General features: G+C 67.4%; 13 protein-coding genes and 1 tRNA gene. 5 read left to right on the top strand and 9 right to left on the bottom strand.

Annotation, left to right across the window (positions count from 1 at the left end):
* Nucleotides 1–4: 4 nt before the first annotated feature.
* The gene (locus AB0K11_RS08720) at nt 5–667 is read right to left on the bottom strand and encodes an MspA family porin (RefSeq protein WP_364976695.1); all 663 of its coding nucleotides are present in this window, start codon (nt 665–667) and stop codon (nt 5–7) included.
* Between the two features lie 355 nt (nt 668–1,022).
* Here AB0K11_RS08720 and AB0K11_RS08715 point away from each other — a divergent pair, with 355 nt between their 5' ends.
* Complete coding sequence (locus AB0K11_RS08715) at nt 1,023–1,529, top strand: hypothetical protein (RefSeq protein WP_364974775.1); 507 nt, start codon at nt 1,023–1,025, stop codon at nt 1,527–1,529.
* A 16-nt stretch (nt 1,530–1,545) separates the two neighbouring features.
* Here AB0K11_RS08715 and AB0K11_RS08710 read toward each other — a convergent pair whose 3' ends face one another.
* Genes AB0K11_RS08710 through AB0K11_RS08685 form a run of 6 tightly spaced genes read right to left on the bottom strand, consistent with a single transcriptional unit; the run spans nt 1,546 to nt 9,516 of the window.
* Nucleotides 1,546–2,229: a response regulator gene (locus AB0K11_RS08710; protein WP_364974773.1), complete on the bottom strand. Its 684-nt coding sequence runs from the start codon at nt 2,227–2,229 to the stop codon at nt 1,546–1,548.
* Nucleotides 2,226–4,751, bottom strand: coding sequence for a sensor histidine kinase KdpD (locus AB0K11_RS08705; RefSeq protein WP_364974771.1), 2,526 nt, complete (start codon nt 4,749–4,751; stop codon nt 2,226–2,228). The genes AB0K11_RS08710 and AB0K11_RS08705 overlap by 4 nt, the downstream gene beginning before the upstream one ends.
* Nucleotides 4,744–5,610, bottom strand: coding sequence for a potassium-transporting ATPase subunit C (locus AB0K11_RS08700; RefSeq protein WP_364974768.1), 867 nt, complete (start codon nt 5,608–5,610; stop codon nt 4,744–4,746). Before AB0K11_RS08700 ends, AB0K11_RS08705 begins: the two co-directional genes overlap by 8 nt.
* A 2-nt stretch (nt 5,611–5,612) precedes the next feature.
* A complete protein-coding gene (gene kdpB / locus AB0K11_RS08695; protein ID WP_364974765.1) occupies nt 5,613–7,742 on the bottom strand; it encodes a potassium-transporting ATPase subunit KdpB in 2,130 nt (709 codons plus the stop codon).
* Nucleotides 7,743–7,744: 2 nt separating this feature from the next.
* On the bottom strand, nt 7,745–9,415 hold the full coding sequence (kdpA, locus tag AB0K11_RS08690; RefSeq protein ID WP_364974762.1) for a potassium-transporting ATPase subunit KdpA: 1,671 nt from the start codon (nt 9,413–9,415) through the stop codon (nt 7,745–7,747).
* Complete coding sequence (locus AB0K11_RS08685) at nt 9,415–9,516, bottom strand: potassium-transporting ATPase subunit F (RefSeq protein ID WP_364974760.1); 102 nt, start codon at nt 9,514–9,516, stop codon at nt 9,415–9,417. Before AB0K11_RS08685 ends, kdpA begins: the two co-directional genes overlap by 1 nt.
* Nucleotides 9,517–9,837: 321 nt before the next feature.
* Here AB0K11_RS08685 and AB0K11_RS08680 point away from each other — a divergent pair, with 321 nt between their 5' ends.
* Together AB0K11_RS08680 and AB0K11_RS08675 are read left to right on the top strand one after the other, a co-directional pair.
* Nucleotides 9,838–10,521 carry a decarboxylase gene (locus AB0K11_RS08680; RefSeq protein ID WP_364974759.1) on the top strand — a complete coding sequence of 228 codons (684 nt, stop codon included), beginning with the start codon at nt 9,838–9,840 and terminating at the stop codon, nt 10,519–10,521.
* 50 nt (nt 10,522–10,571) lie between these two features.
* Entirely contained in the window at nt 10,572–11,219 is a 648-nt protein-coding gene (locus tag AB0K11_RS08675) for a DUF4396 domain-containing protein (protein ID WP_364974757.1), read from the top strand.
* A 47-nt stretch (nt 11,220–11,266) separates the two neighbouring features.
* Here AB0K11_RS08675 and AB0K11_RS08670 read toward each other — a convergent pair whose 3' ends face one another.
* On the bottom strand, nt 11,267–11,995 hold the full coding sequence (locus AB0K11_RS08670; RefSeq protein WP_364974755.1) for a GAF and ANTAR domain-containing protein: 729 nt from the start codon (nt 11,993–11,995) through the stop codon (nt 11,267–11,269).
* Nucleotides 11,996–12,171: 176 nt separating this feature from the next.
* Between AB0K11_RS08670 and AB0K11_RS08665 the strand changes: the two genes are divergently transcribed.
* Nucleotides 12,172–12,245: transfer RNA gene (locus AB0K11_RS08665), tRNA-Leu, on the top strand.
* 125 nt (nt 12,246–12,370) lie between these two features.
* On the opposite strand, the gene AB0K11_RS08660 is transcribed toward AB0K11_RS08665, so the two are convergent.
* Entirely contained in the window at nt 12,371–13,381 is a 1,011-nt protein-coding gene (locus AB0K11_RS08660) for a hypothetical protein (RefSeq protein ID WP_364974752.1), read from the bottom strand.
* 215 nt (nt 13,382–13,596) lie between these two features.
* Here AB0K11_RS08660 and AB0K11_RS08655 point away from each other — a divergent pair, with 215 nt between their 5' ends.
* A complete protein-coding gene (locus AB0K11_RS08655; RefSeq protein WP_364974749.1) occupies nt 13,597–14,400 on the top strand; it encodes a glycoside hydrolase family 16 protein in 804 nt (267 codons plus the stop codon).
* The last annotated feature ends 103 nt before the right edge of the window (nt 14,401–14,503 follow it).

Genomic DNA, 14,503 nt, shown 5'->3' with positions numbered 1-14,503 from the left:
CATTTCAGACGGCCTTTGTGACGCCGAGGTACGTGATCACGTCGTCGGTGTTCTCCGTCGAACTCGTCAATGTCGCATAAGAGCGCAAGAATGACTGTCCGGCGCAGCCGTCGATTTTCACCCGGAATCCAGTGATCGTGATCCGGGGCGCTTTGCCTTTGAACGATTTCTTGTCGACCGGGACAATGCTTACGGTGCCCGGCTTCAAGACCACCTTGATCTGTCCGGTGATGGACGCACCGAATACCGGATCATTATTGGCGAGCGGAATGGCGATTCCCGGCGTCAGGCCGGCGCCGCCGATCAATTCGACGTCGTCGGCGTTTATACCGCAGCCGATCTGGAAGCCGGCCTCGAGCGACCCGCCGGACAGCTTGGTGTCGCCGCTGCCGTCGACAGACCCCGTGAACGTGCCGCCCACCAGATACTCGCGAGAGGACAGCGCCGTCGTCAGGGGCGCGACCGACTGCTGGGTTTCATTGCTGCCCAACACATTGAGGTGCCACCCGTCGGGGGTGTCGAGCACCCCGGGCGGACCCGACGGCACTGCAGCCACCGGAGGCGGCGGCGCAGGCGCCGGAGCAGGCAGTGGCTGCGCGGCGGCATTCCCGGCCGCCAACGGCAGCACCAGGCAGGCCGCGACGAGCGGAAGGATTCGGTTCAACATTGCGCCTCTCGGGGTTTGTGGCTCCGCAGATCGTGTCGCGGAAATCATCAGTACGGTAGGTGGACTGATGATGAACCCAAGGGCAATACGTCAGACTGATTCTAAGTACAGAAGGCGGCGCTGAGCTGTGAGAAAGCTGTCGGTGAGGAAATCGTGCAGGTGGTGCCGGGAATGTGTGACACGCCACATTATGGAATGGCACGCTGACAGCATTTTGGCAGAATTACTGCCAGGTCTTTCACAGCTTGTGTTCATCGAATGGATACCGGGATCGGCTGACATATACGTTCGTCATTGGGGGTGCGACGGCGCCGCCGCCCACACTGCGTATCGGCTCGAACGTTCTGGAGGAACAATGCGTCGACACTTCCGCACCCAGGTGCTTCCCGCGACGGTGCTGCTCGCGGCCCTCGGCCTCGCGCCCGTCGCAGCTGCCCAACCGGCGGACACCGGGGGCCCCGTGGCAGCGGTCGAGGTGGGGCCGCCCGCCGGCCCGGCGAGCGACGCGTGCACACAGTTCGGGGCCGCACTCGACCACGCGGCCAGCTACTACTCGGACTTCGCCGACGCCATCGCGGGCGACCGGTGGACTTTTCGCGACGCGAACGTCGTCGGAACGAACGACGACGCGCGCACCGCGCTCCGCCAGTCCGCGGCCGCGGCGATGAGAGCCGCGGGCACTCCCGGACTGCAGCCGGAGATCGCCAATCCGATGCGGGCCTGGTCCCTCGGAGCGACCAAGCTCGTGCTCGTCATGGGGCTGCACGGCAGCGGCGACCGGATGAACTCCGCTGCGACAGAACTCAACACTCACGCCACGGACACACAGATGGCGTGCGCTCAGGCGGGCACGCAGGCCTGAGCGGCGCCGCCGGAACTCACTGCTGGAACCGGTATCCCATGCCGGCCTCTGTCAGCAGGTGCACCGGGCGCGACGGGTCGTCCTCCAACTTCCGCCGCAGCTGCGCCAGATACACACGCAGATAATGGGTCTCCTTCGCATACGCCGGGCCCCACACCTCCCGGAGCAACTCCTCGCGGCCGACGAGCTTTCCGCGGTGGCGCACCAGCATCTCGAGCATTCCCCATTCGGTGGGGGTCAGGTGCACCTCGGCACCGTTCTTGGTCACCTTCTTGGCCGCCAGATCGACCGTGAACGACGCCGTCTCGACCACCGGTTCGTCGGTGTCGGAGACGGTGCCGCGACGGACGGCGGCGCGCAACCGGGCCAGGAACTCGTCCATGCCGAAGGGCTTGGTCACGTAGTCGTCGGCGCCTGCGTCGAGCGCCTCCACCTTGTCGCCGGAGTCTGTGCGCGCAGAGAGCACGATCACCGGCGCGCTGAGCCAGCCCCGCAGACCGGCCAGCACCTCGATGCCCGACATGTCCGGCAGACCGAGGTCGAGCACGATCACGTCCGGCCGGTGGTCGGCGGCCGAGCGTAGGGCGTCGGCGCCGGTGGCCGCGGTGGTGACTTCGTAGCCACGCACCGACAGGTTGATCCGCAAGGCCCGCAGGATCTGTGGTTCGTCGTCGATGACGAGCACCCTGGTGGCCGTCACGGCGTGTCCTGCGTCGGCGCGGCCAGTTCGATCTCCATTGTGAGCCCGCCGCCGGGGGTGTCGGTGGCGGCGAGGGTGCCGCCCATCGCCTGGGTGAACCCGCGCGCCACCGACAGGCCGAGACCGACGCCGCTGCTGGTGTCGCTGTCACCGAGGCGCTGGAACGCGCCGAACATCTGCTCCTCGGCGCCGCGGGGGATGCCGGGGCCGTCGTCGGCCACGGCGATCAGCACCCGGTCCCCGACCCGGCCCGCCGTGACGCGCACCTGGCCGTTCGGCGCATACCGCAGTGCATTGTCGATCAGATTGGCCAGCACCCGCTCGAGCAGACCGGCGTCGGCGAGTGCCACCGAATCCTGCACGTCGACCTTGACGCGGTCCACGCCTCGACCGAGACCCGTTGTTTCTCTGCTGATTCCGAGGAGCGCCCGCTGGACGGTCTCCTCGAGGTAAACACGCTGCAGCGCGGGGCGTACCGCACCGGCGGCCAGCCGCGACGAGTCCAGCAGGTTGCCCACCAGCGCGGTCAGCTGGTCGACCGATTCTTCGACGGTGGCGAGCAGTTCCGCGGTGTCGTCCTCGGAGAACTGCACGTCGTCGCTGCGCAGACTGGACACCGCCGCCTTGGCTCCGGCCAGCGGGGTGCGCAGGTCGTGGCTGACCGCCGACAGCAGCGACCGCCGGAGATCGTCGGCGCGCGCGATCGCCTCGGCGCGCCCGGCTTCCTCGGTGAGTTCGTGCTGCCGGACCAGGCCTGCGGCCTGCCGGGCCACCGCGGACAGCACCCGCCGGTCGCGCGCCGCCAGGCTGCGGCCGGCCAGCAGTAGCCAGAATTCGTCGCCATCGGTGTCGACTTCGACTGCGGTGTCCGCGGAGTCGACGTCGACGCAGGGATCTGTGCCGACGCAGGCGACGATCCCCGCGCCCACCCGGAGCAGACTGACCGCCCGCTGGTTGTACGTCTCGCGCACTCGCTCCAGCAGCGCCGCCGGGTCCGCCCCGCGCAACACCGATCCGGCGAACAGTGCGAGCAGTTCGGCTTCCTGCGACGCACGGCGGGCTTCGCGGGTGCGGCTCGCGGCACTGTCGACGAGGGCCGCGACGGCGACCGCGACGGCGAGCAGCACGACGATCGTCACCGCGCTGTCGGGATCGGCGATGGTGAAGGTGTGCCGGGGTGTGATCAGGAAGTAGTTGAGCAGCAGGCCCGACAGCACGGCCGAGAGCGCCGCGGGTGCCACACCGCCGAGCAGCGCCGCCACCAGTACGCCGATGAAGAACAGCGCACTCTCGCCTGCGACGCCGAGCAGCGGGTCGAGCAGTACCGCGAGGGCGCAGACCAGCGGTGGCACGAACAGCGCGGCGAGCCATGACGCCAGGTGCCGGTGCCGGGGCAGCCGGGTGCCCGCACCGCGGTGGGCCTCGTCGTGGGTCACCATGTGCACGTCGATCTTTCCGGAGTCCTGCACGACGGCCGCGCCGATGCCCTCGTCGAAGATGCGCGCCCAGCGCGACCGGCGGGACGTGCCGAGCACCAACTGGGTGGCGTTCCGCTCTCGGGCGAAGTCCAGCAGTGCGGCGGGAACGTCGTCGCCCACGACCGTGTGCAGCGTCGCACCGAGATCGGCCGCCAACTCCCGGACCTTGCCCATCCTGGGCGCGGACACCCCGGCGAGGCCGTCGCCGCGCACGACGTGCAGGATCATCAGCTCGGCACTGGACTTGGATGCGATGCGAAAGGCTCTGCGCACCAGAGTCTCCGATTCGGCGCCGCCCGTGACGGCGACGACCACGCGCTCTCGCGCCTCCCAGGTGTCGGTGATGTTGTTGTCCGCGCGGTATTTGGCCAGTGCGGCGTCGACCTGGTCGGCGAGCCACAGCAGCGCCAATTCGCGCAGCGCGGTGAGGTTGCCTCGGCGGAAGTAGTTCGACAGTGCCGCGTCGACCCGCTCGGGTGCGTAGACGTTGCCGTGGGAGAGTCTGCGCCGCAACGCCTCCGGCGTGATGTCGACGAGTTCGATCTGGTCGGCCGCGCGGACCACCTCGTCGGGCACCTTCTCCTGCTGCTCGATGCCGGTGATCTGGGTGACGACGTCGTTGAGGCTCTCCAGATGCTGCACGTTCACCGTGGAGATCACCGTGATGCCGGCGTCGAGCAGTTCCTCGATGTCCTGCCAGCGCTTGGGGTTGCGGCTGCCGGTGGTGTTGGTGTGGGCGAGCTCGTCGACGAGCACCACCTCGGGCCTGCGGGCCAGCACGGCGTCGACGTCGAGTTCGGCGAACCGGCCGCCCCGGTACTCGACGTGGCGGGGCGCGACGACCTCGATACCGTCGAGCAGTTCGGCGGTCCGCGTGCGGCCGTGGGTCTCCACCAGTGCGGCCACCAGGTCGGTGCCACGTTCCAGTCGCCGGTGCGCTTCGCCGAGCATCGCGAACGTCTTGCCGACGCCGGGAGCCGCACCCAGGTAGATGCGCAACTCACCTCGCTTGGCGTTCGACGTGCTCACCCGTCCATCATCCACCCGGGTACTTCTGGTCGATCGCGACGTTGAGCGACAGCACGTCGACCCGTGGCTCGCCGAGGAAGCCCAGTGTGCGGCCGTCGGTGTGGTCGACGACAAGCCGCCGGATGTCGTCGGCGCTCACGCCGCGGGCCTTGGCCACCCGCGCCACCTGCAGATCGGCGTAGGCCGGTGAGATGTGCGGGTCCAGTCCGCTGCCGCTGGCCGTGACGGCGTCGGCGGGCACCAGCGCCTCGGCCGAACCGCGGATCGGCACGATCTGACCGAGGCGGTAGTCCTCCCCGGGCGCAGCGCATTCGACCCGCACGCCCTCGTAGGAGTCGAGGAACGGGCGCGCGGTGGTGGTGCACGGCTCGTTGACGCTCACCACCCTGGTGGGAGCGACGACGTTGCCGTGGGCGTCCCGCGGCCCGATCACCGACAGCACCGCGCCGACGCCGCCACCGGTGCAGAACGGCCGGCCGCCCTCGACACCTTCGAGCTCACCGACCGCCTTGTCCCTGCTGCACACCAGGGTGAGCAGGCTGGTGCGGTCGGGGGTGTCGACGACGTCCTCGGGGCCGAGGTTGCTCGCGCCGGACGCCATCGGGTCGTACCCGTCACCCGCCGCGGACGGCCGGCTCTGGAAGTACCGGGGCGCCGGCTCGCCGACACCGTCGGTGTAGAGCTGCCCGATCAGGCTGCTGCCGACCGGCTTTCCGGCGACGTCGACCATCGAGCCGTTCGCCTTCTCGGACAGCCCCGGCAGTTGGGCGGCCAGCCAGATGAGGGCGGGGTAGGCGATGCCCAGGATCGCGGTGAGGACGAGCAGCGCGCGAAGCGCCGCCCAGTGCTGGCGGAGGACAGCAGTGAGTTTCATGGTCACATTCCCGGGAGAAGCTGGATGAGCAGATCGATGAGTTTGATGCCGATGAACGGCGCGACGATGCCGCCGAGACCGTAAAGGGTCAGGTTGCGACTCAACAGCTTCGATGCGCTGCTCGGGGTGTAGCGCACACCGCGCAGGGCCAGCGGGATGAGCGCGACGATCACCAGGGCGTTGAAGATGACGGCGGACAGGATCGCCGACTGCGGACTGTGCAGCCGCATGACGTTGAGCACGTCCAGCCCGGGGAACAGGCCGACGAACAGCGCCGGGATGATGGCGAAGTACTTGGCGATGTCGTTGGCGATGGAGAAGGTGGTCAGGGCGCCGCGGGTGATGAGCAACTGCTTGCCGATCACGACGATCTCGATCAGCTTGGTGGGGTCGGAGTCGAGGTCGACCATGTTGCCGGCCTCCTTGGCCGCCGACGTGCCGCTGTTCATCGCGACGCCGACGTCGGCCTGGGCCAGCGCGGGGGCGTCGTTGGTGCCGTCGCCGGTCATCGCCACCAGCTTGCCGCCCGCCTGCTCGCGCTTGATCAGCGCCATCTTGTCCTCGGGCGTCGCCTCGGCGAGGAAGTCGTCGACGCCGGCCTCATCGGCGATCGCCTTGGCGGTCAACGGGTTGTCGCCGGTGATCATGACCGTGCGGATGCCCATGCGGCGCATCTCGTCGAAGCGTTCCCGCATGCCCTGCTTGACCACGTCCTTGAGGTGGATGACGCCCAGCAGATGGGCCTGCCCGCCGCGCACTTCACCGACGGCCAGGGGAGTACCGCCCGCGGCGGAGATGGCGTCGACGATCTCACCGAGTTGACCCGGCACGGTGCCGCCTTCGGTGCGGATCCACTCGGCGACCGATGCCGCCGCGCCCTTGCGCAACTGGCGGCCGTCCAGGTCGACCCCGGACATCCGAGTGACCGCGGTGAATTCGACCCAGCGTGCGTTGGCGAGTTCGCCTGGTGTGCGGGCACGCAACGCGTGCTGATCCTTGGCGAACACCACGACGGAGCGGCCCTCGGGAGTCTCGTCGGCCAGGCTGGACAGCTGCGCGGCGTCGGCGAGTTCTTCCTCGGTGACGCCCTCGAGCGGGACGAAGGCGGCGGCCTGCCGGTTGCCCAGGGTGATGGTGCCGGTCTTGTCGAGCAGCAGGGTGTTGACGTCGCCCGCCGCCTCGACCGCGCGACCCGACATGGCCAGTACGTTGCGCTGGACGAGGCGGTCCATGCCCGCGATGCCGATCGCGCTGAGCAGCGCCCCGATCGTGGTGGGAATGAGGCACACCAGCAGCGACACCATTACGATCCCGGTGATGCCGTTGTCGTCCAACGCGAGCGTGTCGGGCACACCGGGGTTTCCGGCCTTGGAGTAGATGGCCAGGGGCTGCAGGGTGACGACGGCGAAGACGAAGATGATCGTCAACGAGGCCAGCAGGATGTTGAGCGCGACCTCGTTCGGTGTCTTCTGCCGGTTGGCGCCCTCGACGAGCGCGATCATCCGGTCGATGAAGCTCTCACCCTGCTTCTGGGTGATCTTCACGACGATGCGGTCGCTGAGCACCGTGGTGCCGCCTGTCACGGCCGACCGGTCGCCACCGGATTCGCGCACCACCGGGGCGGACTCGCCGGTGATGGCGGATTCGTCCACCGAGGCGATGCCCTCCAGCACGTCGCCGTCGCCCGGGACCACCTGTCCGGCCTCGACGACCACCACGTCGCCCCGCTGCAGCAGTGCCGCCGCGACCTCCTCTTCGTGGCCCGATGCGGTGAGCCTGCGGGCCATGGTCGACGTCTTCGTCTTACGCAGGGTCGCGGCCTGGGCCTTGCCCCGGCCTTCCGCGACCGCCTCGGCGACGTTGGCGAAAAGCACCGTCAGCCAGAGCCACCCGACGATCAGCCAGGCGAACCAGCTCGAATCGGTGACGGCCAGAACGGTGCTCCAGACCGCGCCGACCTCGACGATGAGCATCACCGGATTGCGCCACAGGGTGCGCGGGTCGAGCTTGCGCAAGGCGTCCGGCAGGGAGCGCCACAGCATCGACGGGTCGAGCAGGCCGCTACTTACCTGACTGCGCGCCTGGGTATCGGGAGCGTCGGCGGCCGGCGCCTCGTGGGTGGTGAGTGTCATGGTCAGTGGATTCCTTCGGCGAGTGGGCCGAGCGCGAGCACGGGCAGGTAGGTCAGGGCGACGAGGATCAGCGTCACGCCGGCGACCATGCCGACGAACTGGGGCCGGTGTGTGGGCAGCGTGCCGACCGACTCCGGCGTCTTGCCCTGTCGGGCCAGCGATCCGGCGAGGGCGAGCACAATGATGATCGGCAGGAACCGCCCGAAGACCATGGCCAGGCCGAGCGCTGTGTTGTACCACTCGGTGTTGACCGAGATGCCGGCGAAGGCCGAGCCGTTGTTGTTCGCGGCCGAGGTGAACGCGTAGAGCACCTCCGAGAGGCCGTGCGGCCCGGTGTTGAGCATGCTGTCGCGCTGGCCGGGCATGGCCATCGCGGCGGCGGTGCCGGTGAGCACGATGATTGGGGTGATCAGGAAATACGTTGCAGCGAGTTTGATCTCACGAGGGGTGATCTTCTTGCCCAGGTATTCGGGCGTCCTGCCGACCATCAGTCCCGCGACGAAGACCGTGATGATCGCCAGGATCAGCATGCCGTAGAGCCCGGAGCCGACGCCGCCGGGCGCGACTTCGCCGAGCTGCATGTCGAACATCGTGATGAGGCCGCCGAGGCTGGTGTACGAGTCGTGAAACGAGTTCACCGCCCCAGTGGAGGTCAGCGTGCTGGATGCCGCGAACACCGCGGAATCGGCGACACCGAAGCGTTGTTCGACGCCTTCGGTGGCGGCGCCGACCGCGGTCGGGACGGTGCCATGGGCCTGCAGCTGGAAGAACATCAGCAGCGACACGCTGGCGGTGGCGATGACGCCCATGACCGCGGCGATCGCCAGCCCCTGCTTGCGGCTCTCGACCATGCGTCCGAAGGTGCGGGGCAGCGAGAACGCGATGCAGGACAGCAGGAAGATCTCCACCCAGTTGGTCCACGTGGTCGGGTTCTCGAACGGGTGCGCGGAGTTGGCGTTGAAGAAGCCGCCGCCGTTGGTGCCGAGCTCCTTGATAGCCTCCTGGCTGGCGACGGGTCCGCCGGGAATGACCTGCTGGGCGCCCGTCAACGTGGTGACCACCTGGTCGTGCAACGCGAAATTCTGCACGACGCCGCCCGCCAACAGGATGATCGCACAGATGATGCTCAGGGGCAGCAGGATTCGCAGCGAACCCCGGACCAGGTCGACCCAGAAATTGCCGAGCTCACCGGTGTCGCGACGAGCCAGTCCGCGGACGAAGGCCATCGCCACGGCCAAACCGACGGCGGCCGAGACGAAGTTCTGGACCGCGAGGCCCGCCATCTGGACGAGGTGACCCTGGGTGGATTCGCCGGAGTAGGCCTGCCAATTGGTGTTGGTGACGAAGCTGACCGCGGTGTTCCACGCCAGTGCGGGCGTCATCTCGGTGCCGGGATTCTCCAAATGCAGTGGCAGCCTGCCCTGCACCAGCTGAAGGGCGAACAGGAACAGGATGCTCACGGCGGAGAAGGCGAGCACGCTGCGCGCGTAGGAGCCCCAGGTCTGCGGTGAGCGCGGGTCGGCGCCGATCACTCGGTAGACGGCACGTTCGGCGCGCAGGTCCTTCTCCGATGCGTACACGCGGTACATGTAGTCGCCGAGAGGCACGTGCACGGCCACCAGGGCGATGACGAGCGAGGCCAGGAACAGGATCCCGGCGAGTTCGGTGCTCACTAGAACCTCTCGGGGAACAGCAGGGCGGCGAAGAGGAACACGGCGATGACGACGGCCAGCGCCAGGCCGACGAGGTTGTAGATCACAGCTGCTCCACCCACTTCTGCACCAGGCCGAGCAGGGTGAAGATCGCCACCGTCACCGCGATGTAGGCGACTACGGACATGCCACTCCAGACGTTGACGCGGCGCCGGATCTCGGCGCCTGCACCAGCATCTGTCGAGTTCAGAAGCGTCGACCGAATCTTGACGCTTTCTTGACGGGCGGCGGTCCGACCTTTACGGCTTTCGCACGGGGGCCGGCGCGAACGTGAAGCTGTGCACGTGTTCTCCGCGTTTTCACGCGCACAACTTCACGCTCGCGAGGCGAATTGACAGGCTGCGCTCAGTGCGAAGTCAGACGTCGCAGTCAGGATCGGTGGCATGAACCGTTTACGCCGTCCGCAAGCATCACCTCGGTATGCGGTGTGCCGCCGCGCGTTGCGGGGCACGCCGCTGCAGGTGCCCGCCGAGCTGCTGACGACCGCCTCGGTCGCGGAGTGGGTGCGCCGGCGCGGGTTGGGTGTCGACGTGTCGAGCGCCGAGGAGCTGCGGCTGGCGCTGGCGGCCGGCGTGCCGGCGGAGCGACTGGCGGCGCAGTGCGCGAATGATGCGGCCATCGAGGCGGCGGTGGTGGCGAATGTCGGGCGATTCATCATCGGGACCTGGTCGGAGGTGATGCTGCTGGCGCGGTGCCGGCCATCCGCGCCGCGGGTGCTGCTCGACGTGACGGAGGGCCCCGGCGATCGGATGGCAGCCTCGCTGATGAGTACGGCCAGGGTGGACGTCGTGGGTCTACGCCACCGGATCAGTGGCGACGACGATCACGCGGGGGAAGCGGCGCACGCGATGATCGAGCAGATGGCTCGGTTGCGGCGCTCGCACGACGTGATTCTCACGCGGCTGTGCCTGTCGGGCTTCGGGCACGGAGGCGGCGATGCGGAGGCGTTGCGGCAGGGGGTCCACCGGCTGCAGTTGTCGGTCGAGGAGGCGTGCGCCGAACTGCGGTATCCGCGGCCGGCGCTCGGGCTGTCGCTGCACGCGGCCGCGCTGGTGGGTGCGGGTTAGCTCGACGGTCAGCCCGGCGCCGTGATACCCCATGGGGGTATAGTGCGGGCATGACGGAACACCACGACCACACCGGCCACGACATGGGCGGCAACGTCAACACGATGGCGCTCAGCGCCACGCTGCACTGTCTGACCGGCTGCGCGATCGGTGAGATCGTGGGCCTGATGATCGGCACCGCCCTCGGGTTGGGCAACGTCGCCACCATTGCGATCGCCATCGCGCTCGCGTTCCTGTTCGGCTACTCGCTGTCAACGCTGCCGCTGCTGAAGGCCGGTCTGGCGGTCGGCACCGCGCTGGGCGTCGTGCTCGCGGCCGACACCCTGTCGATCTTGACGATGGAGATCGTGGACAACCTCGTCATGGCGCTGATCCCGGGGGCGATGAACGCCGGCCTGGTCAACGCCGTGTTCTGGATCGGCATGTCGATCGCGCTCGCAGCGGCGTTCGCCGCCGCGTATCCGGTGAATCGCTATCTGCTGCAGCGCGGGAAGGGGCACGCGCTGACCCATGAGTACCACCACGGCGGCGGCCAGGCGGTCGGGTGGCGCCGGTACATCCCGTCGCTGAGCACCGGGGCGCTCGTGGCGGCGATCGCCGCGTTCATGCTGGGCGGGCTGGTGGTGTCGATCGCGGACGGCCTGGACGGCGGCAGTGCCCACGCGCTGGCCGCGAGTGTCGGCTCGGGTGGCGTTTAGCGCTGTTCACGGGTCTCGGATCACCACATGGCGGTCGCGGTGGCGTGCTAGCCGGACGTCGGCGCCGTCTGCAGCCGGTCCAGCAACTCGTGGACGACTTCACGCAGTTTGACGTTGCGCCGTTGGGATTCGCTCTTGAGCCGGTCGAAGGCATCGCCTGGACTGCAGCCGTGTACCGCCATCAGAGCGCCCTTGGCCATGTCGATGTCAGAACGGGAGACCAGCGCTGTCTCGAGCTGGGTGACGGTTTCCCGGGCTTTCTGCCAACGGCTGGAGTTGCTGATCGCCTGGCCGGCGGCAACGCTGTAGAGGCGCATGAGCTCGGCGTCGAACTGATCGAATGCTGTTGCCGTGTGGCTGTAGATGTTGAGTGAGCCGACGAGTTCCTGCTCGCCCGCCCCGCTCGCGATGAGTAGCGGAACCGACAGACTCGCGCAGATCCTGTGTCGCAGTGCGGCCTCGACGAATTCCGGCCACCGCTGAAGCTCTTCGCCCATGATCGCTCGCAGCGGCGTGCGCTGCCGTGCGGCTTCCAGGCTGGGCCCTCGTCCCGATGCGTATTGCCGGCGATCGAGTTCCAGCGCCGATTGATCGGTGTATGCAACCGTCGTCGCATCGGCCCCCGACAGCACCGTGATGCTGACGACGTCCGCATGCGGGATCGCGGCGACCGCCGTCTTGGCGACCCGCCCCGTGATGTCGTCGATGGACTCCTCGGCGACGAAGAGATCTCGCAAGCCCTCGATCGCCTCTGCGGTGGTGACCAGCCTGGCCAATGGTGCGACAAGATCAGCACTCATGATCGGTGCCCTTCAACAGCATGCGATAACCGCCGCTGCGGACACACTATGACCTGACCATAGACCCGTTTCCGCATCGGTATCGCGGATCACTGGGATACTCCGATTCACCGCCTGAGGCCCATAGGGTAAGAACGGCTCCGAACAGCCGAGCCCCCATAGCCCAATTGGCAGAGGCAGCGGACTTAAAATCCGCCAAGTGTCGGTTCGAGTCCGACTGGGGGCACCCAAGAGGCCTGGTAGACGCCTTTCGACCGAGATGCATCGGCTCGGAGGGCCGGTCGTCCCGGCGGAAGGCGGGATCGCGGCGGCGGGGTCGGCGCGGTAGCTAATTACAACGTCTGCGTCTGGTCAGTGCTCGAAATCGACGATGAGGGTAGGTGGGTCATCGACAGCGTCCACGCGAAACGGGACTCTCGCTCGTAGGCCGACGACCCAAGTCAGTACGGCCTCGATGTCGCCGGCCATCGTCGCCTCGGTGACCACAGCAGTCTTGCTCGTGATCGTCTCGGGCCCCTGGTAATCATGGTTGCTGTAGTCCCAGTCTGCGACGGCTGGCTTGAGCGTGATCTGTAGAAGTGCACTCGCCCCGGGCAGTGGAATTTCGTCGCCCGAGCCGTCGGCCTTCGCTGGCAGCGGGCGGTAACCGATCGTGTAGTCGGGCAGCTGATCGGTGAACTCGAGTACGAGCCGGTCGTACCCGTCCTGGGGGGCCATCCGAACGTTGGAAAGGTGGGCTGTGCCGCCGTTTCCGGCGGCGGTCGCGTCAGAGGTGGAGGACGTGCGTAATTGTGGCTGAGTGGTAGTGCCGGACGGCGGCGGGCTGACAGCTGATGTAGCTGTCGGGATAGCGCTCGCCGAGGCGGTTTTTTCGCAGTCGCCGGACGCCTGTCGATTGGCGATTATTTGTTGCACTGGCAAGCCGTGGTCCCAGACAAATTCGGGATCCGGTGCCAGTAACCACTTCCCATCCTCGTAGAGCATCGTCTTCGTGACTTTGACTCCGCTGAGATTCGGAATGTCGATATTCCAACGGACGATTGCCGTTGTGGAGTTGTCGAGGCGCACACCAGTGACGTGCGCAGGCAGCCCTGTCCTGGCGCAGGCGTTCTGGAGCGTCACATAGTCGGCTTGGCTGATTGCATCGCGCTGTTGCTTGGTCAGCATGAGCCAAACACCGGCAAAGTCACCGGAGGTGCGGCGGTCCGCAATTTCTTGCGCAGCAGCCGTGGCTGTTTCCAGCGTCTGGGGTTCGCCGCCGGTGAGCTCGGTGGGAAGGCTGAGTTGGTCGGGGAGCTTCGGCCCGCAACCGGAGATGAGCACTGCGAGGGCCAGAGCCCCAGCAACGAGCAGACGGCGCATAGTCCGAGGATAGACGCTAGATGAGCGCGCGCAGGCAACCGGTCACGGGGCGTCGGAAGGCAGTAACTCCGCCCCGTGACCGGTCCGCCTTGAGTGCGCCTCAGCCGATACGGTCGCCCGCATAGCCGCGTGACGGGTCGCCCCTACGCCATCGGGTTTCTCGGAGACCGCCCCGGCCGTTTGCGCTCGGCGGGCATAACGGCTTACCTATTGGGATGCCTGAAGTAAATCGTCGCCGTGTGATGCAGATTGCCGGTATTGGCGCGTTGGCGGCCTCAATGCCCCTGCCCACGGCCGGAGCTGCGCCGCCCTCGAGCGCTTACCTGTTCCACGATGAATTCGACGGCCCGGCGGGCTCGGCCCCGGATTACTCCAAATGGGAGCCGGCGCTGGCCCGCGAAGACATGGAGGACCCGACGTTCTGGGAGCTACCCGGGAATGTCGGCCAATACCGTGATGATCGACGAAACGTCTTCCTAGACGGCAAGTCCAACCTTGTTTTCCGCGCAGCCAAGGACGGCGACACGTACTTCAGCGGGAAGCTCTTCGGCAAGTACAGGGGACCTATCGGCACAACCTGGGAAGCCCGGATAAAGCTGAACTGCCTCACCCCCGGCTGCTGGCCCGCCTGGTACCTGGCCAACAACAATCCAGTCAACGGCGGCGAAGTCGACATCATGGAGTGGTACGGCAACGGCAGCTGGGCGCCGGGCACCACCGTCCACGCAAACTTGAACGGTGGAGAACACCAGAGCCAGACAATCGCGGTGGACAGCGCGTGGCACACCTGGCGCGCCGGGTGGGATGCGGACGGTATCCGCTTTTGGAAGGACTATGTCGACGGCGCGCAGCCGTACTTCACCGTTCCCGCCAGTTCGCTGCCCGGCTGGCCGTTCAATACCCCTGATTACACGCTCTTTCCGATACTGAATCTCGCTGTCGCCGGTTCCGGCGGCGGCGATCCCAACGGCGGTGCCTATCCGGCCGAGATGCTCGTGGACTGGGTTCGGGTCTGGTAAGTCCCGCTGAAGTGCCGTCGCGAGCGGATCTTTCAATGCGCCTGGTGCGCAGTCGGCTTTCGACACCTGCCCGACTGTCGGGCTGGGTATCGTGCCTCCCTGT

The organism is Mycobacterium sp. NPDC050551 (genome assembly GCF_040674075.1).
Taxonomy (GTDB): Bacteria; Actinomycetota; Actinomycetes; order Mycobacteriales; family Mycobacteriaceae; genus Mycobacterium.
This window is presented reverse-complemented; position numbering and strand designations above follow the sequence as displayed.